Below are 23,707 nucleotides of genomic sequence, written 5' to 3' on the forward strand. Positions count from 1 at the left end.
CGTGCGCACGGCCGCTTGCGCTGCGTCAAGGCGACGCGGGCCGGCGCAGCCGCTGCGCGTTCACCACCACCCACAGCGAGCTCGCGGCCATGCCGAGCCCCGCCGCCCACGGCGGCAGCCAGCCGGCCAGCGCCAGCGGCACGCACGCCAGGTTGTAGACGGCGGCCCACGCCAGGTTCTGGCGGATCACCGACAGCGTGCGCTTCGCGAGCCGGCGCGCGGCGACGAGGTCGTCGGGCCGGCCGGACAGCAGCGTGAAGTCGGCATGCGCCCGGGCCAGCGCCGCGCCCTGCCCCATCGCCACCGACACGTCGGCCCGCGACAGCACCGGCGCGTCGTTGATGCCGTCGCCGACCATCGCGACGCGCCGTCCCTGGCCCTGCAGCGCGGCGACGAGCGCCAGCTTGTCCTCGGGCGTCGCGCTGGCGTGCACCCGGCCGATGCCGAGTGCACGGGCGACGTCGTCCGCCGCGTCGGGCCGGTCGCCGGACAGCATCCAGGTCTGCGCACCGTCGTCACGCAGCGCAGCGAGCGCCGGGCCCGCGCCCGCGCGCACTGCCTGCTCGAACCCGAAGCAGGCGACCGCCAGGCCATCGACCGACAACCACGCGGTCGTTCCGCGCAATGGCGCCGCCCCGGCCGGCGCCCCGGTGAACGCCGCCGACCCCATCCGCCAGCGACGGCCATCGGCGTCGACACCCTCGACGCCCTGCCCGGGGTGTTCGACCAGCGAGCGCAGCGGCGCGGCCGCGACGCCGCGGCCCGCCTGGCGCAGCGCCCGCGCCACCGGGTGCAGCGACGCCGCGGCGAGCGCCACGACCTGCGGCATCGGCCTGCCCATCGCACCCTCGGCGCACCAGCGGACTTCCGCCAGGGCCAGCCGGTCCTCGGTCAATGTGCCGGTCTTGTCGAAGGCGAACACGTCGGCGCGCGCCAGTGCCTCGATGGCACCGAGCCGCTGCACCAGCACGCCGCGGCGCGCCAGCGAACCCGCGGCCGCGAGCAGCGCCGACGGGGCGGCCAGCGACAGCGCGCACGGGCAGGTGACGACGAGCACCGCCACCGCGACACGCACGCTCGTCGACGGGTCGACGGAGGCCCACATGGCCGCACCGGCGGCGGCCAGCAGCAGCACGCCCCACAGGAAGGGACGGGCGACGCGGTCGGCCGCCTGCACCAAGGGCGGCCGGTCGAGCGCGGCGCGCTCCACCAGCGCGACGATGGCGGCGTAACGCGTGTCCTCGCCGGTGCGCTCCACGCGCACGGCCACCGGCGACGAGAGGTTGATGCTGCCCGCCAGCACCGCGTCGCCGGCGCGCCGCGCGAGCGGCAGCGACTCGCCGCTCAGCAGCGCCTCGTCGACCTGCGTCGAGCCCTCGTCGAGGCAGCCGTCGGCCGGGAAGGCCTGTCCGGGCCGCACGCGCACACGGTCGCCGGCGCGCAGGCTCGTCGCGGGCACCGCCTCGCTGCGGCCGTCGTCGAGCAGGCGCTCGACCCGCTCCGGCACACGCTCGACGAGCGCATCGAGCGCGCCGAGCGTGGCGTGCCGCGAGCGCAGCTCGAGCCAGCGTCCTGCGAGCAGGAAGAAGACGAACATCGCCAGCGAGTCGAAGTAGACCTCGCGGCCGAACGCGCCACCGGGTGCGAAGGTGGCGCCGCTGCTGGCCACGAAGGTCACGACGACGCCCAGGGCCACCGGCACGTCCATGCCCACCCGCCGCGCACGCAGGTCGCGCCAGGCGCCCAGCAGCCATGGGCCGGCCGAGAACAGCAGCACCGGGACCGCGAGCAGCCAGCCGGCCCAGCGCAGCAGCGCGTCGACGTCGGCCGCCAGCTCGCCGGGCGCGGCGACGTACGCCGGCGTCGCGACCATCATGATCTGCATCATGCAGAAGCCGGCGACGAAGAGCCGCCACAACGCGAGCCGCCGCTCGTGGCGGCGGCGGTCCTCGGCGACGTGCCCGAGCGCCGGCCGCACGCCGTGGCCGGCGGCCCGGATCGCCGACACCAGCGTCGACGCGGAGGTGCGCTGCGGCTGCCATCGCACCCGGGCGCGGCCGGTCGCGCCGACGACATCGGCCGCGACGACACCGTCGACCTGCCGCAGCGCCCGCTCGACGTCGGCGGCGCAGGCGGCGCAGGTCATGCCCTCCACGACGAAGGTCGACGCCACGAGCGCCGTCCCTGCCGACGGCACGCGGCGCGTGAAGCGCGCCAACGCGTCGGCCTCATCCCACGCGGCCGCGTCGGCCGGGGCGGGATGCGGCGGTGTTCGCTCCATCATGGCTCGGTGGGTGCGGCCAGTGTCGGCGGTGGACCTCGCGGCCGGCTTGCGCGGCGTCAAGGCGCGCCTCGCCCCGGCTGCCTAGGCTGACCACGTCCTGTCCCCACCACCGGAGCCGACCATGCACCAACGCATCCTCGTTCCCGTCGACGGCAGCCAGACCGCCGAACTCGGACTCGCCGAAGCCATCGCCATCGCGCAGCCGATGAAGGCCCGGCTGCTGCTGCTGAGCGTCGTCAACGACCTCGACTGGCTTGTCGAGGGCGCGGCCATCGCGAGCTCGGCCGAAGCGCACCAGGAGGTGCTGCGCTACGCCGAGAACGTCGTCGAGAAGGCCCGCCAGACCGCAGCGGCCCGCGACGTCCAGGCCGAGACGTCGGTGCGCGAGACGACCGACCGCCGTGCCGCCGACACCATCGTCGACGAGGCACGCCGGTCGAAGTGCGACCTCATCGTGATGGGCACCCACGGTCGCCGCGGCCTGGGGCGCCTGGTGCTCGGCAGCGACGCGATGGCGGTGGTGCAGGCCAGCCCGGTGCCGGTGATGCTGGTGCGCACCGCGCCGCCGCGCGTCGCGTGACGGAGGCGCCGTCATGGACGCCATCCGATCGATCCTGCTGCACCTCGATGACTCGGACCGCACCGCCGCGCGCGTCGCCATCGCCGCCGCGCTGGCCGAGCACCACGACGCGACCGTCAGCGCGACCTATGCCGTCGTGTCCAGCCTGCTGCGCATGGCCGCGGCAGGCAGCGAGGGCACGTCGTTGTTCGCCGACACCTGGCGCCAGCTCGACGACCAGCGCCGAGGCGAAGCGCGCGAGCGCTTCGACGCCTGCAATGCCGGCCCGCGTCTGGTCTACCGGGAGCTGGACGAGGCCGCGATCGTGCCGGCCATCGTGCGCGGCGCCTTCACGGCCGATCTGCTGGTGCTCGGGCAGCACGACAAGGCCGCGCGCGGCCCCCAGGGCACGCCGGCGAACTTCGTCGAATCCGTCGTCATCGACATCGGCCGGCCCGCCATCGTGGTGCCGTACGCGGGCAGCTTCCGCGACGTCGGCGGCCAGGTGCTGGTGGCGTGGAAACCGACGCGCGAATCGGCGCGCGCCGTCACCGCCGCGCTGCCGCTGTTGAAGCGGGCCCGCGCGGTGCATGTCGCGAGCTGGGGCGACGATCCGCGCGAGGTGGAGCCGTTGCTGCTGGCCCACGGCGTGCAGGCGCGATACCACGCCGAAGGCGAGCCGCCACGCCATCTCGCGGAAGCGGTGCTCTCGCGCGCCGCCGATTTCGACGCGGACCTGATCGTGATGGGCTGCTACGGCCATGGCCGTGCGCGCGAATGGGTGCTCGGGGGCGTCAGTCGCGGCGTGCTCGACGCGATGACGGTGCCCGCGCTGCTGGCGCACTGAGCAGGTCTGGCGGCGCCTGTTCCGGCGAGCCGCCGGCGAGCGCCGCGTGTGCGGCCCTCAGTCGACGGCGATGCGGCGGCCGTGCTCGGGCACCTCGGCCGGCCAGCCGAAGCGCTCCTCGATCGCGAGCCGCAGGGCGTCCGATGCAACCGGTTCGCCATGGTTGACGTAGACCCGTCGCGGCGGACGCGGCAGCGCACCGAGCCATCCGAGCAGCCCGTCTCGGTCGGCATGCGCCGAGAGCATGTCGAGGTGCACGACCTCGGCGCGCACCGGAACGTACTGCCCGTGGATCTTCACGCGGCCGGCGCCACCGACCAGCGCGGCGCCGCGGGTACCCGGGGCCTGGAAACCGCAGAACAACAGCGTGTTGCGAGCCTGCGGCGCATAGGCCTTGAGGTGATGCACGACGCGCCCGCCGCTGGCCATACCGCTGGCCGAGATGATCACCGACGGCCAGCGCAGTTCGTTCAGCCGCTTGCTCTCCTCGACGCTGCCGACCACCGTAACGCCCTCGAACATCGCGGTGCGATCTGCCGGGCTCAAGCGACAGGCGCCTGCCGACGTCTGCCTGTAGAGCGCGCTGGCGCCGGCCGCGAGCGGGCTGTTGAGGTACACCGGCAGGTCGGGAATGCGCCGCGCGAGCTTGAGCCGGTGGAGGCAGTACAGCAGCATCTGCGCCCTGCCGACGGCGAAGGCCGGCACGACCACGGTGCCGCCGCGGGCCGCGGTGCGGTTGACAATCTGCGCCACGGCCTCGAGCGGGTCGGCATCGCCGTGCAGGCGGTCGCCGTAGGTCGACTCAACGACGACCACGTCGGCCGCCGGCGGCGGGGCCGGCGGTGGCATCAGCAGGTCGTCGGCACGGCCGAGGTCGCCCGAGAAGAGGATCGACCGTCCCTGGTGCTCGATGCGCACGCTCGCGGCACCGAGCAAATGGCCCGCGCTGCCGAAGCGCGCGTGCAGTCCGGGGACCGGTTCGAAGCCGACATCGAAGCGCTGCACGGCGAACGACGCCAGCGAGCGCCGCGCCTGCGCCTCGTCGTACAGCGGCAACGCCGGCGCGTGGCGCGAGAAGCCGTGGCGGTTGGCATAGTCCGCCTCCTCCTGCTGCAGGTGGCCGGCGTCGGGCAGCAGCAGCGCACACAGATCGCGGGTCGCCTCGGTGGCGTGCACGCGGCCCGCGAAGCCGAGCTGCATCAGCCGCGGCAGGAAGCCGCTGTGGTCCAGGTGGGCGTGCGTCAGCACGACGGCATCGATCTGCGCCGCCGCAAGCGGCAGGGCGTCCCAGTTGCGCAGGCGTAGCCGCTTGACGCCCTGGAACAGTCCGCAGTCGACGAACAGTCTCGCGCCGCCCGCTTCGAGCAGTGCCTTGGAACCGGTCACGCCGTCCGAGCCGCCGAGGAAGGTCAGGTGCATGGCGCACTGTGCGGCGGCCGTGAGCCGGGCCCTTTGTCCTCGGTCAAGCGATGCGGAGGCCCGTCCGGTCGGAGGACGGGCGCCCACCGGTCTCAGCCCCACAGGTCGATCGGACGGGCTTTGGCGTCCCGGTATGGCGCGAACTCGGCGCCGAGAAAGTCGATGAGGGCGCGCGTCTTCGGCGCCAGGTGGCCTCGCGGCGTGAAGACCAGGAAGATGTCCGCGCCGGGCAACTGCCACGGGCAGCACCAGCTTTACCACCCATCCGGTGGCGGTCCGGGTCATCGCGGAAAGCGCCTCAGCGCTGCAGGCGACCAACCTGGCGCGAACGGTTCGCCCACCGCCACCACCCAATCGCCCGTGTGCAACCCCTTCGAACTGCCGAGCGGAGGCTCCTGGGGCCAACGCTCGTCGACCTGCAGGAGCGCGATGTCGGCGTCGAGCTTGACGATGACGCTCTGGCCCCCCGCGCACCACGTGCGCCGCCGTCGCGATGGCGCCATCGGCACGCCGCACGACCCCGACGCCGATGTTCCCGCCCGGCAGTCGTGCACCGGTTCCGCACGCGCTCACACCTTGCGTTCCCGCACGCGAACGCCGTCGCGCACGGCCGGCGGCGGATAGACGACCACCTTTGCACCGGCGGTCAAGCCCTGCGCGATCCAGGCCCAAGCGCTGTTGCGACCGGCCAGCGTCACCGGCACCAGCGTCGCGCGGCCGCGGTCGACCACGAAGGCCGCCATCTGGTGGTCGTCGCCCTCGGGCATCGGGAACACCGCGCTCGACGGCACGAGCAACGCCTGATCGACGGCGGTGACGACGATGCGCGCACCCACGCGAAAGCCGTCGCCCAGGGCCCGCCATTTCGCGCGCGGCGTCGAGACGTCGGCGATCAGGTTGACGCGCTGCTCTTCGACGCCGAGCGCCGAGACCTTGGTGAACGCCGCCGGCTCGATGCGCACGACACGGCCTTCGAGCACACCCTCGCCGCCCCACCGTTCGAAACGCACTGGCGTGCCGGACTGCGCCCTGGGGGCGTCGGTCGTCAGCAGCTCGACGACGACTTCCAGCGTGTCGAGCTGGCCCACTTCGAGCAGCGGCGTGCCGGCGGCGACGGTGCCCTCGCTGGCCTGCAGCACCCTCAGCACCTGCCCCGCCACCGGCGAGCGCACCTCGAAGGCACGTGCCGGCGCGGCCGGGGATGGCCGCATCGCACCGAGCGCGGCGCGCGCCTGCTCGAGGTCGTGCCGTGCCACATGGCGCTCCTGCTGGGCGGCCTCCAGTTCGCCAGCGGCGGCCCGCACGCCGAGCCGGTCGGTCTCGAGCCGGCTCGGCGACAGGAAGCCCTCGCGCGCCAATTGCTCGCTGCGCCGCGCCTCGTTTCGCGCCTGCTCAACGGCCACCGCCGCACGTTCGACGCGTGCCGACGCGCGTTGCAGCAGCGCAGCGGCCGCCTCGACGCGGGCCTGCGCTTCGCGCGCGGCGCGCTCGTCCAGCATCGGCGACAGCACCGGCGCGAGGGTCGCGACGACGGCGCCGGCCTCGACGGCGTCGCCTGCCCGCAGCCCGATCCGCGCGACCCGACCCGCGAGCGGCGCGGAGACCAGGTAGCGGTCGGGCAGGCGCGTCCGCCCGTCCTCGTCGATCGTCAGCTCGAACGGGCCCACCGCGGCGGTCGCGGTTTCCACCTCCACCGGCCTCGGCGCAAAGGCCCAGGCCAGCGTCGCGGCGGCGAGCACGGTCGCCACGCCGGCGGCAAGCAGGGTGCGTCGATTCATCCTCACTCCCTCGTCTTCAATGCGGCCACCAGGTCGAGCCGGTCGATGCGCCGCCGCACCACCAGCGCGCTGGCGATGGCCGCGGCCAACACGGCGAGCGCGGCCCAGGCGTAGGTCCGCGGCCGGATCACCACCGGAAAGAAGAAGGCGTCGGAGGCCAGCCGGCCGACGACTGCGTGCACCAGCCCGAAGCCGAGCCACATGCCGAGCGGCAGCGCCACCGCCACCGCCAGACCCATCTCGCCGAGCAGCAGGGCCGACACCTCGGCGCGCGTGAAGCCGAGCACGCGTAGCGACGCCAGCTCCCAGGCGCGCTCGGCCAGCGCGATGCGCGCGTTGTTGTAGACCACGCCCACCGCGATCACCGTCGCGAACAGCGTGAGCACGGTGCTCATGATGCGCACGTTGCGCGCGCTCACCTCCTGCACATTGGCGAGCAACGCGGCCTTGCTGAACACGCCGACGAGGCGGGGCACGTTGCGGCTCGCGGCCAGCAACTCAGCCTCTCGGCCGCGGTCCAGCGCGAGCGCGAACCAGCTCGCATGGTCGGCCTCCTGCAGCGCCCGGTTCAACGCGCGCCGCTCGAGGCAGGCATTCAATCCCATCGTCTCGCGCACCGTGGCGGCGAGCGGCAGTTCCAGCACGCGCTGCCGCCCTTCGAGCACCTCGGCGCGCACGGTGTCGCCGACGCGCAGGCCGAGCTTGGCGGCCAGGCGGTCGGTCATCACCAGCCCATCGTCGCGGACCCGGCTCGCCTGGCGCTGGCGGTCGTCGATGATCCGGGTGAGCTGCGCGTCCTGCGAGAGCCCCCGGATCTGACCGCGCTCGTGAAGGTGGCCGGCCACGAAGCGCACGGGAACGTCGCGGCCCGACTCGGCGAAGAACACCGCCGGCAGCCGCTGCACGGCGCGGCGCGCCTCGGCCTCGTCGGCCGCCTCGTCCATCCAGACGATGACGTCGCTGCGCATCGACAGGTTGAACTGCGAGTCGACGATGTGGTCGATCGCGTCGCGGAAGAAGTTGCCCATCACGACGATCGCCACCGACGCCGCGATGCCCGCGATGCCCAGCGCCGTGCGCCACGGCCGGCGCTCCATCTGGCGCAGGATCATGCGCAGCGCGGGGCCGATGCGGGTGACACCCAGGCGCTCGGCGAGCGTGCGGCGGTACGTGCCGGGCGCGGGCGGCCGCATCGCCTCGGCCGGTACCAGCCGCACGATGGAGGCGATCGCGTTCAGCGTCCCGGCGACGGCGGTCACGAGCGTGATGCCCAGGCTGCTGGCCAGCAGCCTCGGCTCGATGCGGTGCTCGAAGCTCGGGAAGTAGAAGAACTCGGCGTAGAGGCCGGTGAACATGGTGCCCAGCCGGTCGCCGAGCGCGACACCCAGCAGCAGGCCGACGCCGACGATCAGCAGCACCAGCTTCAGGTAGTGCGCCGCGATGGCGCGGTTGGCGTAGCCCAGGGCCTTCAATGCCGCGATCTGCTCGCGTTGCGTCGCCAGCAGGCGCGAGACGACGACGTTGAGCAGGAACGCCGCCACCGCGAGGAAGATCGCCGGCAGCACGGTGCCGAGCACCTGCTGCTCCTTGATCTCGTTGGCGAGCATGGCGTGCGACGGCTGGTCCTCGCGACCCCTCGCCTCACGACCGCCGAAGCGGGCCAGGCGCGCGGTCAACGCGTCGATCACCGCACGCTCGCTGGCGCCGGGCGCGAGCTTCACCGCGACGCGGTTGAACGCGCCCTTCATGTCGTAGGCGGCGGCCAGCGCGTCGCCCGGCACCCAGAACACGCCGACGCCGCGCAGGTCGGGCATGCCCATCAGGCCGGCGAACACGTACTCGGGCGACAACGCGACGCCGGTGATCTGCAGCGTGCGCCGATGGCCGTTGATCAGCGCCTCCACCTGCGCGCCCGGGGCCAGCCCGCGCTTCTCGGCGAAGCCCGGCGAGACCAGCGCCGGCAGCACGGTGCCGGCGGTCGCCTGCGTGTCGGGCATGCGTCCCGTCCTCACCGTCAAGCGGTTCATCGACGGCGGCGCGCCCGGGTCGACGCCGATCAGGATGCCGATGATCGGATCGGAGGCACCCGGCAGCTCGACGCGCACCGTCTGCTCGATCGTCGCCTGCACGTCGGCGATGCCGGGGATCTCGCGCAGCGCGTGGACCAACGAGGTCGGCGCCCGCTTGACCGATGCGAACACATCGGCAAAGCGCCCCTGGGCGTAGAAGCGGTCGCGTGCCAGCGCCAGCGAATCGACCGCCGACAGCGTCGTGATGAAACCGCCGACGCCGCTGGCGACCACCAAGGCGATGGTCAACGCCTGGCTCCACATCAGGCGCAGGTCGCGCAGCAGCTTGCGGTCGAGCGCCGTCATCGCTACCACGACAGCTCGGCCGGCGTCTTCTTCTGCGGGTTGGCCTGCACGTCGGCGACCCGACCGTCGGCCAGGCGCATCACCCGGTCGGCCATGGCCGCGATGGCGACGTTGTGCGTGATCACGACCGCCGTCGTGCCCAATTCGGCGTTGACCTTGGCAATGACCTCCAGCACGCGCTTGCCGGTGCTGTAGTCGAGCGCGCCGGTCGGTTCGTCGCACAGCAACACCTCGGGCTGCTTGACGATGGCCCGCGCGATGGCCACACGCTGCTGCTCGCCCCCGGAAAGCTGCGACGGAAAGTGGTCGCGGCGCTCGCTCAGGCCCACCCACGACAGCGCCTCGTCGATTGGCATCGGGTGCGACGCGATGTCGGTGACCAGCGCGACGTTCTCGTGCACCGTGAGGCTGGGGATCAGGTTGTAGAACTGGAAGACGAAGCCGACGTGCTCGCGGCGGTAGCGCGTCAGCTCGGCCTCGTTCACGCCGGTGAGCAGGTGATCGGCGAAACGCAACTCGCCGCGCGTGGGCGTGTCAAGTCCGCCCAGGATGTTCAGCAGCGTCGACTTGCCACTGCCCGACGCGCCGAGCAGCACGACGAATTCCCCGCGGCAGATGTCGAGATCGACATCGACCAGCGCGCGCACTTCGGCGCTGCCGCTTCCATAGACCTTCGTCAGGCCGCGGGCGGAAAAGACGGGGACGGCCGCGGGCACGGTCACGGCAAGTCGACCTCGGGAGCTCCGCCGCCCTGTTTCCACACCGCAGCGGAGCCCCTCTTCGTACCGATCGACGACGGCGGGGGTTCGATCATTGCCTCGCGTGGACCGCGCTGCGCGGTCGTTCCGGCGTCGAGGGGAACAAGGTCGTGTTGGTGCATGGCGAACGCCCCCGCCTGTGGGCGGGTCGCCATCGTCGTCGCCCGCCGGGGTTGGGTGTTTGACGTCGCGCAAAGTCCGTCGGCGCGCTTCGTCCGGACGCAGCGTGGACCGGCGAGGGCGGGGCCGCAAGGCCCGCTTGCGGAGGATCAAGCCGCTCCGGCGAGATCGCTCCTGCCTCGCATCAAACGGCGAAACGCTCCGATGCCGCCGACCCAGGCACATCACCGCCTCCGGCGGTCCGCGAACGTCGACCGTCGACGACGGTCGGCGCTTCCTTCATGGCGTGACGGCGCTGATGGTGTGCGCGCACGCTTCGCTGAGGGCATGCCACGTCGCGCTGGTCCGCGAAGCGCCGTCCTCGGACGCTCGGGCTCTCGGCCATGCCGTCGTCGCGGCAAGTGGCCGGTTCTCCCTGCTGCGCACTGGAGCGTGGCAGTCGGCGAGCGGCCCGAACACCGCGCAAGCGGTCTGCGGCGGTGTCGATCCTTCTCCTGCGCACCCGGGCCATCTGGCGGCCCGGGCAGGGCAGCTTGCGCTACACGACCGGACTTTCTTCGTCCGGGCGCTCGACGCTTGGCAGGTGCGCCGAGAGATCGAGCAGGAACCGCTCGAAGTCGATCGGCTTGGTCCAGTACGCAATCGCGCCGGCATGCCGGGCGGCCTCCACCTCCTCCGGCATCGCGCTGGCCGACAGCGCCACCACCGTCAGGGTGCACGTCGCCGGGTCGGCTCGCAGCCGCTGCATGACCTCCAACCCCGGCATGTCGGGCAACTGCATGTCGAGCAGCAACAGATCGGGCTTGAGCTCGCGGGCGCGCCGCAGCCCGGTCTGGCCGTCGGTGCTGACCTCGACGCGCACCGAGGGCCATCGCGCCAGCAGCTGGATGACGAGCATCGCGTTGACCGGGTTGTCTTCGATGTAGAGGACCGACCCGGAGGGCTCGCGGGGGCTCGAGACCGGCGCGGCCGCAGGCGACGGTGCTGCGACCGTCTCCCGCGATGGCATTGCCTCGAGCCCCGGCGTCGCCGGCAGGCGCACCGTGGCGACCGTGCCGTGTTGGGCTTCGCTGCGGAACTCGAGCGTGCCGCCAAGCAGTTCCACCAGTTGGCGCGACAGCATCAGGCCAATGCCGGTGCCCGGGATGCCTTCATGCTCGCGTCCGAGCCGGTTGAACGGCTGGAAGAGCCCTTGCAGCTGCTGCGGCGTCATCCCAATGCCGGTGTCCGCCACCACGATCTCGACCGCGTGCGCCGCCTCGTCCGCGACCGGTCGAATGTCGACCGTCACCGCGCCGCCAGGCCGGTTGTACTTGATGGCGTTGGACACGAGGTTGAGCACGACCTGGGTCAGGCGCGTGGCGTCGCTGCACACATGCCGCGTCGCCCGTCCGGCATAGGCCCGCGTCAGCGTCACATCGTGCGCCTCGGCCTGCGGCGCACAGAGCTGGAGCGCACCGTCGAGCAGTGCGCACAGCTCCAGCGGCTGCGGCGTGACCTTGATGCGGCCGGCTTCGATGCACGCAATGTCGAGCAGATCGTCGATCAGCGCGCGCAGCTGCTCACCGGCCATGATGATCATCTCGAGCTGCTGGCGCTCGCCGGCATCGACCTTCGCGCCGGCGCTGTGCCTGAGCAGCTGCGAGAAGCCGAGCACGGCGTTCAGCGGCGTGCGCAGCTCGTGGCTCATTCGCGAGATGAACTCGGTCTTCGCCCGGTTTGCCGAAGCGGCGGCCTCGCTGGCCTGGCGGGCCAGCTCGGCCTCATGGCGCTCGGTGATGTCCTCGCCGATGCCGCGCACGCCCAGCGCCGTGCCGTCCTCGGCACGCAGCACCGAGTTGTTCCAGCGCACCAGGCGCCGGCGGCCGCTGCGCGTCACGATCTCGTTCTCGTTGACGCGCGGCAGCCGGTCTTGGGCCTGCGCGCGGCGCAGGCGTTCGCGAAGGCCGGAGTCGTCCGGCAGGAACTGCGTGAACCAGTCGACCCCGATCACCTCGTCCCGGCGCCAGCCGGTCAGGCGCAGCAACGCGTCGTTGCAGGCGGTCACCCGCCCCGCCGTGTCGACCGTGACGACGATCATGTCGACGCTGTCGAGCAGGTCGGCGTAGCGCATCTCCGTCTGCCGCAGCCGATCTTCGCTGGCCTGGCGTGCCTCGATCATGCGGTTGAACTCCTGCGCCAGCTCGCCGAACTCGCCGGGGAGTCGCTCGTCGGCGCGAACCGCCTGGTCGCCCGTGGCCCAGGCGCGAACCGCGGCGGAAAGAGACGCGATCGGGCGGGACAGCGAGCGTGCCAGCAGCCCCGCCAGCGAGACCGCGAACAGCAGCGTCAGCAGCGCGACGGTCGCACTTTGCAGGGCCGCGGTGCGGGGCGCTGCGAAGATGGACTGCACCGGAATCCCGGCGCTCACGCGCAGCCCGTACTTGCCGACGTCGGCCGAGGCGAACGCCCGCTCGATGCCGTCCACGCCGCGCACGACGATCACGCCCTCCGGTGATTCGCTGCGCAGGGCCTGCGCCGACGGCGACAGGCGGTGGCCGATCCAACTCAGCGGATCGACATTGCGCGCGAGGATGTCCCCATCACGGTCGATCAGCGTGATGGCCCCGTCGGGGGGCTGCGCGTGCAAGGCCAGCAACCTCGACAGTTCGGCAAGGTCGAGCGACACCGCGAGCGTGCCGATCGCCTGCCCCTGCGGGTCGCGCAGGGCGATGGCCAGCAGCATCAGCGGCCGTTGAACGACCACGCCCCGAAGGATGGGCTTGCTGAGGACGAAGTCGTTGCTGGCCAGCGTGCGCGGAAACCATTCGCGCTCCGCCAGCGCCGGCGACGATGCCGGCCGCGCACCGACGGAGACGCAGACGATGCGCCCCCGCCGGTCGGCCACCGTCACGTTGGCGTAGATCGGGTTGACCGAGCCGAACCCGCCCAGAAAACGTTCACAGCGCGCCGTGTCCAGCGCCAGGATGTCTTCGCGCGACGCGATCAGACGCAACAGTCGCTCGCTGCGATCGATCAGGTCGCCAACCCGCTGGGCCGCCGCCTGGGAGTCGTTGAGCACCGCGCCATAGGCCGCGGCGTGAGCGCGGCGGAAGTCGCTGTACAGCGTGTAGGCATGCAGGCACAGCATGGGAAGCAGCACCGCCATCACCGTGACCATGAGACGCGTCAGGAAGTGCGAGCGCCGGCGGCCCGGCACTGCCTTGGCTTCGTCGCGGCCGCCCCTGCCCTTGTCCGGCGCGCTTGAACCGATCAATGTCGCAAGCCCCATGAGGGGTGAGCTCCCTGCAGGCCAGCAGTCAAAGGTTCGGTCTCAACGAAACTCAGCCGCCGAAGAGTGAGGACGTGTGCCTCCGTATCGTCCAGTATTTGAAACTGCATCGGAGGGTCTATGCGTCCTTGCGGCCGCGCGGCTCACGCCCACATGAGGCTGGATTCGGGCTTGCTCCAGTGCGGAGGAGCTTGTGCAGCGGTCCGATACCCACGGCAGCCGCCTTATGTAAGGTCGTGAAACCGCACGTGACGACTCTAGCCACGGCGTCGACCCTCAAAGTCAGGTGTTCCACCTCCGGGGAAGCTCCGGGACGGCATGCTGGCGCCCCGCAACTCGGCAGCCCGCGGCAACGGCGCCATCGTGGAGCGGGCGATGGGAATCGAACCCACGTCTTGAGCTTGGGAAGCTCAGGTCCTGCCATTGAACGACGCCCGCTCAGGCACCGTCGAGCGGTGGCCGCAAGGATACCTCAGCGCCTGCACGGTCGGCCGTCGCGGAGGCCTCGGCACAATCGCCGCCCTGCCCTGCCAACCCGCGCCGCATGACCACGCCCGACCCCACCCCGCCGGCCGACGAGGCCGCGCCGCGCCGACCCATCCGCAGCTTCGTGCTGCGCGCCGGGCGCATGGGCAGCGGCCAGGAGCGGGCGTTGGCCGAACTGGGGCCGCGCTTCGTCGTGCCCTTCCAGCCCGCGCCGGTGGACTGGGATGCGGTCTTCGGCCGCAGCGCTCCGCGCGTGCTGGAGATCGGCTTCGGCATGGGCGACGCCACCGCGCGCATCGCGGCCTCGCGGCCCGAACACGACTTCATCGGCGTGGAGGTGCACCTGCCCGGCGTGGGCGCGCTGCTGCGGCACATCGGCGAGCAGGGTCTGGCCAACCTGCGCATCGTGCGCCACGACGCGGTGGAGGTGCTGCAGCACATGGTGGCGCCCGCCTCGCTGGCCGGGGTGAACGTCTTCTTCCCCGACCCCTGGCACAAGAAGAAGCACCACAAGCGGCGGCTGGTGCAGCCGGCGCTGATCGCGTTGGTGGCGAGCCGGCTCGCACCCGGCGGGCGGCTGCACTGTGCCACCGACTGGCAGCCCTATGCCGAGCAGATGCTGGACGTGCTGTCGGCCGAGCCGCTGCTGGCCAACCCGTTCGACGGGTATGCGCCGCGGCCGGAGGTGCGACCGCTCACCAAGTTCGAGGCCCGCGGCCTCAAGCTCGGCCACGGCGTGTGGGACCTGGTGTTCACGCGGCGCGACTGACTCAAGCGCTCCAGTCGATCCAGCCGGTCCAGGCGGTGAGCAGCACCAGGGCGCCGAAGACGATGCGGTACCAGGCGAAGGGCTTGAAGTCGTGGGTGGCGACGTAGCGCAGCAGCCAGCGCACGCAGACCCAGGCCGACAGGAAGCTGAAGACCAGCCCGACCGCGAACACCGGCGCATCGGCCGGCGACAGCAGCGCCCGCTCCTTGTAGAGGCTGTAGGCACCGGCGCCGATCAGCGTCGGCATGGCGAGGAAGAAGCTGAAGTCGGTGGCCGCCTGGCGCGACAGGCCCAGCAGCATGCCGCCGATGATGGTGGCGCCCGAGCGGCTGGTGCCGGGCACCAGCGCCAGGCACTGCGCCAGGCCGACCTTCAGCGCATCCCACGGCGTCATGTCGTCCACCGTCTGCACGCGCACGCTGCTCGCCGGCCGCCGCTCGGCCCACAGGATGACGAAGCCGCCGACGATGAAGGCCGCCGCCACCACCGACGGGTTGAAGAGGTGCTCCTTGATGGCCTTGCCCAGCAGCAGGCCCAGCACCACCGCGGGCGCGAAGCCGATCGCCACGTTGACGACGAAGCGCCGCGCCTGCGGCTGCGACCCCAGGCCCCGTGCGGTGGCCGCCAGCCGCTGCCAGTAGACGAGGATGACGGCGAAGATGGCGCCGGTCTGGATGGCGATGTCGAACACCTTGACCGATTCGCCGGTGAAGCGCAGCAGCGCGCCGGCCAGGATGAGGTGGCCGGTGGACGAGATGGGCAGGAACTCGGTCAGGCCCTCGACGATGCCCATGACGGCGGCCTTGGCGAGCAGGATGGCGTCCACGCGTTGTCAGTCCTTGTGTCGAGCGGTCGCCCGTGGGCGAGCATAAAAAAAGCCGCCGGCCTCGGAGGCACCGGCGGCGTTGCGGGCGCGATGTTAAGCGGGCCGTGGCGGCGCCGCCCGTCTTCAGCGCGGCAGGCCGAACGGCGCCGCCTGGGGCGGCGGCGGCGCCTGGCGGTGGAGCGCGATCTCCACGCCCTGGCCGCCGATGGTCACGCGGCCGCCGGTGAAGCCCAGCGAGCGGAACTGCTGCAGCCGCTCGTCGCTCATGCGGTAGACCGGCAGGTCCTCCAGCAGCCGCTCGGCGATGGCGGCGCCCAGCGCCTGCAGGCTGACCGGCAGCACGCCGTCCAGCGCCACCCGCTGCACCGTCACCTGCCGCAGGTGCAGCGAGAAGTCCGACGGTTCCAGGCGCAGGCCGCTGTCCAGCTGCAACCGGCCGCGGCGAGGCGTGCCGCCGAAACGGTCGGCCACCTCCAGCGGCCAGTCGGCGGCCAGCCGGTCGCGCTCGGGCAGCAGCGTCAGCCGCGGCGCGGCCAGCGTCACGTCGAACAGTTCCAGCAGGCGGTGCCGGCGCGGGAACTGCCGCTCGACCAGCGCCTGCAGCCGGGCCTCGGTGAGGGTGAATTGCGGGGCCAGACCCAGGCCGGCGCAGCCGCCGAGCAGCGCGCCGGCGGCGGCCAGCAGCAGCCCACGGCGGCCGGGGACGCTGGCGTCGTCGTCAGGGTGGGGGCGAAGGGGCGGTCGTGGCATCGGCAACGGGGCGGTGGGTCCGACCGCCAGGGACCCCCGGCGGCGGACAAAGGTTCGCACCCTACCGCCTCGGCGTTGACCGCGGCCGACCGGCTGACCTATAGTTACTGACCGGTTAGTCATTAATGAGCCTCCCCCGACCCCTCCTCGCCCGCCGGTCCCGTGGGTGACAGCACCGGCGCTGCCCGGCGGCGCCGCAAGGAAGCACGCCCCCAGGAACTGCTGGACGCGGCGCTGACGCTCTTCGTCGAGAAGGGGTTCGCCGCCACCCGCTCGGAGGAGGTGGCCGCGCGTGCCGGGGTCTCCAAGGGCACGCTCTACCTCTACTACCCCAGCAAGGAAGAGCTGTTCAAGGCGGTGGTGCGGCGCAACCTGTCCGAGCTGATCGCCGAGGGCAGCGCCATCGTCGAAGCCTTCGACGGCCCGGCGGACGCCCTGCTGCGACTGCTGATGCACACCTGGCGCGAGCGCGCGGCGGGCGCGGCCTCCGGCATCCACAAGGTGGTCATCGCGGAGGTGCGCAGCTTCCCGGAGCTGGCCCAGTTCTACCTCGACGAGGTGGTGCTGCCGGCGCAGCGGCTCATCGTCGGCGCGCTGCAGCGGGGCATCGACAGCGGCGAGTTCCGGCCCGTCGAACCGGTCCCGGTGGCGCACCTGCTGTTCGCGCAGACCCTCTTCCATTCGCTGTGCGAGCACTCGCTGGGCGCCTGCGTCAGCCTGCCGGTGACGCTGGACGCCGCGCTGGTCGACCTGCAGCTCGACCTGGTGCTGAACGGCCTGTTGCGCCGCCCCGGCCGCCCGGGTGCCGCGAAATAGAATCCCGCGCCCCAAACCCGACGCCGACCCCACCATGGACATCGAACGCGCCCGCTTCAACATGATCGAGCAGCAGATCCGCCCCTGGGACGTGCTGGACGACGGCGTGCTGTCGCTGCTGGAGGTCGTCAAGCGCGAGGAGTTCGTGCCCGCGGCCTACCGCGCGCTGGCCTTCGTCGACACCGAGGTGCCGCTGCCCGAGGGCGAGTGCATGCTGGCGCCGAAGGTGGAGGCGCGGCTGCTGCAGGCGCTGAAGCTGCAGCGCCACGAACGGGTGCTGGAGGTGGGCACCGGCTCCGGCCACATGGCCGCGCTGCTCGGCCACAAGGCGCTGCAGGTCCATTCGATGGAGATCAAGCCGACGCTGGCGCAGCTGGCGCGGGACAACCTGCGCCGGGCGGGGGTGCAGAACGTGGCGGTGCACGAGGCCGACGGCGCGGCCGGCCTGGCCGAGGAGGCCCCGTTCGACGCCATCCTGCTCTCCGGCTCGGTGGCCCGCGTGCCGGCGGCGCTGCTCGACCAGCTCAAGCCCGGCGGCCGGCTGGTGGGCATCGTCGGCACCGAACCCATCATGCGGGCGGTGCGCATCGACCGCGGCGCCGACGACCGCTTCGAGACGGTGGAGCTGTTCGACACCGTGGCCCAGCGCCTGATCGGCTTCGAAGAGCCGCCCCGCTTCAAGTTCTGAACGACGGCCGACGCCGCGACGAGGGAGACAGGATGTCCCGTGACTCGAGCCGCCGCGGCGGCGAGCAAGGCCCCCGCGCCGCCGGCGCACGCCGCTGGCTGGTCGGCCTGGCGCTGGGGCTGTGCGGTGCCACGGCCGGTGCGCAAAGCCTCGTCGAGCTGTACGCCGCCGCCCGTGACCAGGACGCCACCGTGCGCGCGGCCCGCGCGCTCGCCGCGTCGGCCGAATACCGGGCCGAGCAGGTGCGTGCCCGGCTGCGGCCCAGCCTGTCGCTGGCCGCCAGCACGTCGCGCAGCGCCACCGAGTTCTCCAACCTCGGCCAGCGCTACGGCAACCAGTCGCAGGTCGGCGTGACGGGCCGGCAGCCGCTGTACAACCCCACCGGCACGGTGGAGGTCGACCAGGCGCTGCGCAGCCTGGCCGCCTCGCAGGCCGAGCTGGCCGGCGCCGAGCAGGACCTGCTGGTGCGCCTGGCGCAGGCCTACTTCGACGTGCTGGCCGCGCAGGACAGCCTGGCCACCTCGCGCACCGGCAAGGCGGCGATCGCCGAGCAGCTGGCTTCGGCGCGGCGCAACTTCGAGGTGGGCAACGCCACCATCACCGACACCCGCGAGGCGCAGGCCCGCTTCGACCTGGCCACGGCGCAGGAGCTGGGCGCCGAGAACGACCTGCGCAGCAAGCGCGTGGCGCTGAACCTGCTGGTCGGCCGGCCCGACGTGCAGCCGCGCGCGCTGGCCGTGCCGCTGACCCTGCCCGAGAGCCTGGGCGCCGGCAACGTCGAGCAGTGGGTCGACCGTGCGCGCAGCGAGCACCCGCAGGTGCGCCGGGCCGAGCTGGGCGCCGAGATCGCCCGCCTGGAGACCGAGCGCGCCCGCGCGCAGGGCCTGCCGACGGTGGACGCGGTGGCGTCGGTGGACCGGCGCGACGGCACCAACATCAACAACGTGCCGGCCGGCGTCATCCGCAGCTCGCAGACCGTGGGCGTGCAGCTCAACGTGCCGCTGTTCGCCGGCTACGCCATCCAGAACCGCATCCGCGAGACCCTGCTGCTGGAGGACAAGGCCCGCGAGGACCTGGAGGCCGCGCGGCGCACGGTGACGCAGGCCACGCAGGTGGCCTGGCTGGGCGTGCAGTCGGGGCAGGCGCAGGTGCGCGCGCTGGAGGCGGCCGAGGCGTCCAGCCGGCTGGCGCTGGAGGCCACGCAGACCGGCTACCGCGTCGGCGTGCGCGTCAACATCGACGTGCTGAACGCGCAGACCCAGCTCTTCACCACCCAGCGCGACCTGTCCCGGGCGCGCTACGAAGTGCTGCTGGGGTCGCTGCGGCTGCGTCAGGCGGCGGGGCAGTTGTCGCCGGACGATCTGAGGCCGATCGAGCAGTTGATTGCCCGGTAGGGCTTGGGTGCGGGTTCTTTAGCGGTGCAGCCCGTGGGCCTGCGCGGCCCACGCCCGCGGTAACTTTCTTTTGGTCTTGCCCAAAAGAAAGTCACCAAAGAAAAGGGCGCTTCAACATCCGATTTCGCTCCCTCACTGGATGACGGGGGCCGCTTCTCGCTCCAGTTTCTGCCCGCCACCAGGCCCTGCCTCAGTCTGCGAGGAAGGGGAACACTCCACCCGCGGCAGCTTCCGACAGCGCTCGTGTCTTGGCCCATGCGGCATCGCTGCGCTCGCCTACAACAGACAGTGGGGGCAAGAGGTGCCTTCGGGCTTGCAAGCGAGCGAAGCGAAGCGGCGCGGACCCAGACACGAGCCTGATCGGAAGCCAGCAGCACGTGAGCGTCAGACGCCCTTGCAGACTGAGGCAGGGCCTGGTGGCAGGCAGAAACTGGAGCGAGAAGCGGCCCCCGTCATCCAGTTCGAGAGCGAAATCGGATGTTGTGTTGAAGGCCCTTTTCTTTGGTTCCTTTCTTTTGGGCCACCAAAAGAAAGAACCGCGGGTGTGGGCCGCGCAGGCCCACGGGCTGCACCGCAAAACAGCTTCTTCAACCTGAAGCCGCCAACTGCTTCGCCAACGCCCGGTGCCGCTCCAGCACCACCGGCAGATCCAGCGTCACCAGCCGCCCGTCGCGCACCACGAGCCGGCCGTTGACCACCGTCAGCGAAGCGTTCACCGGCGTGCAGAACACCAGCGCCGCCACCGGGTCGTGGTGCGCCCCCGCATGCGCCACGCCGCGCAGGTCGAAGGCGACGACGTCGGCGCTCATGCCCGGGGCCAGCGCGCCGATGTCGTCGCGCCCGAGCACCCGGGCACCGCCCAAGGTGGCGATCTCCAGCGCCTGGCGCGCCGTCATCGCCGCCGGGCCATGCCCCACCCGCTGCAGCAGCAGCGCCTGCCGCGCCTCGCCCAGCAGGTTCGCGCCGTCGTTGCTGGCGCTGCCGTCCACGCCCAGGCCCACCGGCACGCCGGCGTCGCGCATGGTTCGCACCGGCGCGATGCCGCTGGCCAGCCGCATGTTCGAGCACGGGCAGTGGGCCACGCCGGTGCCGGTGCGGGCGAAGAGCGCGATGCCTTCGGGGTCGAGCTTCACGCAGTGCGCATGCCAGACGTCGCGGCCGACCCAGCCCACGTCCTCGGCGTACTCGGCCGGCGTCATGCCGAAGCGCTCGCGGGTGTAGGCAACGTCGTTGTCGTTCTCGGCCAGGTGGGTGTGCAGCGAGACGCCGTAGGCCCGCGCCATCGCCGCCGACTCGCGCATCAGCTCGCGCGACACCGAGAACGGCGAGCACGGCGCCAGCACGATGCGCCGCATCGAATGGCGCGAGGCGTCGTGGTACCGCTCGATCAGCCGCCGGCTGTCGGCCAGGATGGCGGCCTCGTCCTCGACCACGCTGTCGGGCGGCAGCCCGCCCTGGCGCTGCCCCACGCTCATCGAGCCGCGCGCCGCATGGAAGCGCAGGCCCACGGCCTCGGCCGCATCGATGGCGTCGTCCAGCCGGCAGCCGTTGGGGTAGAGGTAGAGGTGGTCGCTGCTGGTGGTGCAGCCGGACAGCAGCAGCTCGGCCATCGCGGTGCGGGTGGACACCGCGATCATCTCCGGCGTCAGCCGCGACCACAGGCCGTACAGGTGCGACAGCCAGCCGAAGAGCTCCGCGTCCTGCGCGGCGGGCACCGCGCGCGTCAGGCTCTGGAACATGTGGTGGTGGGTGTTGACCAGGCCGGGCATGACGACATGGCCGTGCAGGTCCAGCACCTCCGCCCGGCCGTCGCCGGCCTGCTCGCGCCAGGGCGACGGCAGATCGGCGGTGGCGCCGACCCAGCGCACCACCGGACCTTCGCAGACCAGCGCGCCGTCGCGGATCTCGCGCCGGTCCCCGTCCATGGTGACCAGCACCTCCGCGTGCCGAAGGATCAGGCTCAAGGCGGGCCCCTCCCGTCGCTTCGCCTCCCTGTCGGCGCGCTCATGACGCCGGCACCACGCCGCACGCCACCCGCGCGCCACCACCGCCCAGCGGCGCGGGATGGTCGGCGTGGTTGTCGCCCCCGGCGTGGACCATCAGCGAGCGGCCGGCCAGGTCGGCCAGCTTGAGCCGCGGGGCCAGCACCGGCTGGGCCGCGGCCCCCTGCGCATCGACGAACAGCGGCGGCAGGTCGCCCAGGTGGCCGTCGCCCCAGGGCAGGCCGTGGCGGCCGGTCTTCTGCGGGTCGTAATGGCCGCCGGCGGCCGCGGCCGGCACCGGCCGGCCGTTGGCCTCGCGGGGGTCGCAGCTGGCGTTCTCGTGCACATGGAAGCCGTGCACGCCGGGCGGCAGCCCGGTCAGCGCCGGGCTGAAGACCAGGCCGTAGGGCGTCTGGCTCACACCGACCCGCCCGATGGCCGCACCCACGCCCTTCTCGTCGACCAGGTGCATCGGCACCTCGAGCACGGGTTGGGCACTGGCCAGCGACGACAGGGCGGCCAACAGCAGGCCGGGAAGCAGCGTCTTCATCGGGGGTCCTTTCGACGGGGTGGACAACAGCACCGCGGCCCGCAGGGCCCGGCCGCGTCGATTCTGCGCGACGGGCCGGCCGACCTGCGGCCGTGCCGCGCGGCAGACTCGGGCATGCGCCCTCGCCTGCTGCCGACCCGACGCTGGTTCCACCGGCTGCTGCCCCTGCTGCTGCTCGCCGCCGTCGTGGTGCCCGCCCGCTCCGCGGCGGATGCCGAGCTCGTCGTCGGCTCCAAGCGCTTCACCGAAAGCTACGTGCTCGGCGAGCTGCTGCGGCAAACCGCGCTGGCCCGCGGCGAGGCCGCCTCGCACCGGCCCGGCCTGGGCAACACCGCGGTGCTGGCGCAGGCGCTGGCCACAGGCGCGGTGGACGTCTACCCCGAGTACACCGGCACCATCGAGCGCGAGCTGCTCGGCCAGTCGCCGGCCGGGGCCGCGCCGGTCGAGGCCGTGCTCGCCCGCCTGAACGCCGGGCTGGCACCGCGCGGCCTCAAGGCCGCGGTGCCGCTCGGCTTCGCCAACGGCTATGCGCTGGCGCTGAAGGACGAGGTGGCGGCCCGGCTCGGCCTGTCGACGCTGAGCGACCTGGCCGGGCTGCCGGCGGCCCAGGCGGCCACGCTGCGCCTCGGCCTGTCGCACGAATTCCTGCAGCGCGCCGACGGCTGGCCGGGACTGCGCCGCGCCTACGGTCTGTCGTCGCTGCGCGCCGGCAACGGGCTCGACCATGGCCTGGCCTACCAGGCGCTGGCCGACGGCCAGGTCGACATCGTCGACGTCTACACCACCGACGCGCAGGTGCAGCGCCTGGGCCTGCGCGTGCTGCGCGACGACCGCGGCTTCTTCCCGCGCTACGACGCCGTGCTGCTTATGCGCGCCGCGGTCGACCCGTCGCGCTTCGCATCGCTGGCCGGCCGCCTCGACGAGGCGACCATGCAGCGGCTGAACGCCCAGGTGGAACTGGACGGGCGCGCCTTCGACGCCGTGGCCGCGGACTTCCTGCGCGCCGGCGGCGGCGCGCCGTCGACGGCGGCCGGCCGCGGCTTCGTCCACCGCCTGTTCGCACCGGACCTGCCCCGGCTGCTCGGCCAGCACCTGATGCTGGTGGCCGGTTCGCTGGCGCTGGCCCTGGCCACCGGCGTGCCGCTCGGCCTGTGGGCGCAGCGCCGGCCGCGCTGGCGCGGGGTGGTGATGGGCGCGGTCGGCCTGCTGCAGACCGTGCCCTCGTTGGCGCTGCTGGCCTTCCTCATCGCCGCGGTGGGCCGCATCGGCTTCTGGCCGGCGCTGCTGGCGCTGTGGCTGTACGCGCTGCTGCCCATCGTGCGCAACACCGAGGCGGGCCTGTCCGGCGTGCCGACGGGCCTGACCCAGGCCGGCCGGGCGCTCGGCCTGCGGCCGGCGCAGGTGCTGCGCCATGTCGAGCTGCCGCTGGCGCTGCCGGTGCTGCTGGCCGGCGTCAAGACCGCGGCGGTGGTCAACGTCGGCACCGCCACCGTGGCGGCGTTCATCGGCGCCGGCGGGCTGGGCGAGCGCATCGTCAGCGGGCTGGCGGTCAACGACAGCGCGTTGATGCTGGCGGGCGCGGTGCCGGCGGCGGCGTTGGCGCTGGCCTTGCAGGCGGGGTTCGGGGTGGTGGAGTGGGTGGGGGGCGAGGCGCGGGTCTTCGAGGTAGCTCGGTGCCTCAAATCCCTCTGCGTTGGAGCCCGTGCGCGGCAGCCCGTGGGCCTGCGCGGCCCACACCCGCGGTAACTTTCTTTTGGTCTTGCCCAAAGAAAGTCACCAAAGAAAAGGGCGCTTCAACATCCGATTTCGCTCCCTCACTGGATGACGGGGGCCGCTTCTCGCTCCAGTTTCTGCCTGCCATCAGGCCCTGCCTCAGTCTGCGAGGAAGGGGAACGCGCCACCAGCGGCAGCTTCCGACAGCGCTCGTGTCTTGGCCCATGCGGCGTCGCTGCGCTCGCCTACAGCAGGCAGTGGGGGCACGAGGTGCCTTCGGGCTTGCAAGCGAGCGAAGCGAAGCGGCGCGGACCCAGACACG

The 23,707-nt window shown here is 72.6% G+C and carries 17 protein-coding genes and 1 tRNA gene; 7 read left to right on the forward strand and 11 right to left on the reverse strand.

Features of this window, described 5'->3' with window-relative positions; translation table 11 throughout:
- Positions 1-25 precede the first annotated feature (25 nt).
- On the reverse strand, positions 26-2,281 hold the full coding sequence (locus LRS07_RS17605; RefSeq protein ID WP_260499243.1) for a heavy metal translocating P-type ATPase: 2,256 nt from the start codon (positions 2,279-2,281) through the stop codon (positions 26-28).
- A gap of 124 nt (positions 2,282-2,405) precedes the next feature.
- Between LRS07_RS17605 and LRS07_RS17610 the strand changes: the two genes are divergently transcribed.
- Together LRS07_RS17610 and LRS07_RS17615 are read left to right on the forward strand one after the other, a co-directional pair.
- Positions 2,406-2,864 (forward strand): universal stress protein, encoded by a 459-nt coding sequence (locus tag LRS07_RS17610; RefSeq protein WP_260499244.1) that lies wholly within the window; start codon positions 2,406-2,408, stop codon positions 2,862-2,864.
- 13 nt (positions 2,865-2,877) lie between these two features.
- Positions 2,878-3,690 (forward strand): universal stress protein, encoded by an 813-nt coding sequence (locus tag LRS07_RS17615; protein WP_260499245.1) that lies wholly within the window; start codon positions 2,878-2,880, stop codon positions 3,688-3,690.
- Between the two features lie 57 nt (positions 3,691-3,747).
- Here LRS07_RS17615 and LRS07_RS17620 read toward each other — a convergent pair whose 3' ends face one another.
- The 6 genes from LRS07_RS17620 to LRS07_RS17645 all read right to left on the reverse strand — a co-directional run bounded on the left by LRS07_RS17620 (position 3,748) and on the right by LRS07_RS17645 (position 13,849).
- A complete protein-coding gene (locus LRS07_RS17620) occupies positions 3,748-5,109 on the reverse strand; it encodes an MBL fold metallo-hydrolase RNA specificity domain-containing protein (protein WP_260502154.1) in 1,362 nt (453 codons plus the stop codon).
- A gap of 569 nt (positions 5,110-5,678) precedes the next feature.
- Positions 5,679-6,857 (reverse strand): efflux RND transporter periplasmic adaptor subunit, encoded by a 1,179-nt coding sequence (locus LRS07_RS17625; protein WP_312028316.1) that lies wholly within the window; start codon positions 6,855-6,857, stop codon positions 5,679-5,681.
- A 32-nt stretch (positions 6,858-6,889) separates the two neighbouring features.
- Positions 6,890-9,262: an ABC transporter permease gene (locus LRS07_RS17630; protein ID WP_260499247.1), complete on the reverse strand. Its 2,373-nt coding sequence runs from the start codon at positions 9,260-9,262 to the stop codon at positions 6,890-6,892.
- Positions 9,263-9,264: 2 nt separating this feature from the next.
- The gene (locus LRS07_RS17635; protein WP_260499248.1) at positions 9,265-9,984 is read right to left on the reverse strand and encodes an ABC transporter ATP-binding protein; all 720 of its coding nucleotides are present in this window, start codon (positions 9,982-9,984) and stop codon (positions 9,265-9,267) included.
- 694 nt (positions 9,985-10,678) lie between these two features.
- Positions 10,679-13,411: an ATP-binding protein gene (locus LRS07_RS17640; protein ID WP_260499249.1), complete on the reverse strand. Its 2,733-nt coding sequence runs from the start codon at positions 13,409-13,411 to the stop codon at positions 10,679-10,681.
- A gap of 364 nt (positions 13,412-13,775) precedes the next feature.
- Positions 13,776-13,849: transfer RNA gene (locus tag LRS07_RS17645), tRNA-Gly, on the reverse strand.
- Between the two features lie 106 nt (positions 13,850-13,955).
- On the opposite strand from LRS07_RS17645, the gene trmB reads away from it, so the two are divergent.
- Positions 13,956-14,666 carry a tRNA (guanosine(46)-N7)-methyltransferase TrmB gene (gene trmB / locus LRS07_RS17650; RefSeq protein WP_260499250.1) on the forward strand — a complete coding sequence of 237 codons (711 nt, stop codon included), beginning with the start codon at positions 13,956-13,958 and terminating at the stop codon, positions 14,664-14,666.
- Between the two features lies 1 nt (position 14,667).
- On the opposite strand, the gene LRS07_RS17655 is transcribed toward trmB, so the two are convergent.
- Both LRS07_RS17655 and LRS07_RS17660 read right to left on the reverse strand, forming a co-directional pair.
- The gene (locus tag LRS07_RS17655) at positions 14,668-15,492 is read right to left on the reverse strand and encodes an undecaprenyl-diphosphate phosphatase (RefSeq protein ID WP_260499251.1); all 825 of its coding nucleotides are present in this window, start codon (positions 15,490-15,492) and stop codon (positions 14,668-14,670) included.
- A 123-nt stretch (positions 15,493-15,615) separates the two neighbouring features.
- A complete protein-coding gene (locus tag LRS07_RS17660) occupies positions 15,616-16,242 on the reverse strand; it encodes a DUF1439 domain-containing protein (RefSeq protein ID WP_260499252.1) in 627 nt (208 codons plus the stop codon).
- A gap of 162 nt (positions 16,243-16,404) precedes the next feature.
- On the opposite strand from LRS07_RS17660, the gene LRS07_RS17665 reads away from it, so the two are divergent.
- From LRS07_RS17665 to LRS07_RS17675, 3 genes are read left to right on the forward strand one after another with little or no spacing between them, the layout of a single operon-like run.
- Positions 16,405-17,058, forward strand: coding sequence for a TetR/AcrR family transcriptional regulator (locus LRS07_RS17665; protein WP_260499253.1), 654 nt, complete (start codon positions 16,405-16,407; stop codon positions 17,056-17,058).
- 34 nt (positions 17,059-17,092) lie between these two features.
- Positions 17,093-17,746 carry a protein-L-isoaspartate O-methyltransferase family protein gene (locus LRS07_RS17670; RefSeq protein WP_260499254.1) on the forward strand — a complete coding sequence of 218 codons (654 nt, stop codon included), beginning with the start codon at positions 17,093-17,095 and terminating at the stop codon, positions 17,744-17,746.
- A 32-nt stretch (positions 17,747-17,778) separates the two neighbouring features.
- Entirely contained in the window at positions 17,779-19,140 is a 1,362-nt protein-coding gene (locus LRS07_RS17675) for a TolC family outer membrane protein (protein WP_260499255.1), read from the forward strand.
- Between the two features lie 587 nt (positions 19,141-19,727).
- Here the strand turns inward: LRS07_RS17675 and LRS07_RS17680 are convergent.
- A complete protein-coding gene (locus LRS07_RS17680; protein WP_260499256.1) occupies positions 19,728-21,104 on the reverse strand; it encodes an 8-oxoguanine deaminase in 1,377 nt (458 codons plus the stop codon).
- A gap of 40 nt (positions 21,105-21,144) precedes the next feature.
- Positions 21,145-21,672 (reverse strand): superoxide dismutase [Cu-Zn] SodC, encoded by a 528-nt coding sequence (gene sodC / locus LRS07_RS17685; RefSeq protein WP_260499257.1) that lies wholly within the window; start codon positions 21,670-21,672, stop codon positions 21,145-21,147.
- A 114-nt stretch (positions 21,673-21,786) separates the two neighbouring features.
- On the opposite strand from sodC, the gene LRS07_RS17690 reads away from it, so the two are divergent.
- Positions 21,787-23,418 carry a glycine betaine ABC transporter substrate-binding protein gene (locus LRS07_RS17690; protein WP_260499258.1) on the forward strand — a complete coding sequence of 544 codons (1,632 nt, stop codon included), beginning with the start codon at positions 21,787-21,789 and terminating at the stop codon, positions 23,416-23,418.
- Positions 23,419-23,707 lie beyond the last annotated feature (289 nt).

It is taken from the genome of Aquabacterium sp. J223, from assembly GCF_024666615.1.
Classification (GTDB): Bacteria; Pseudomonadota; Gammaproteobacteria; order Burkholderiales; family Burkholderiaceae_C; genus J223.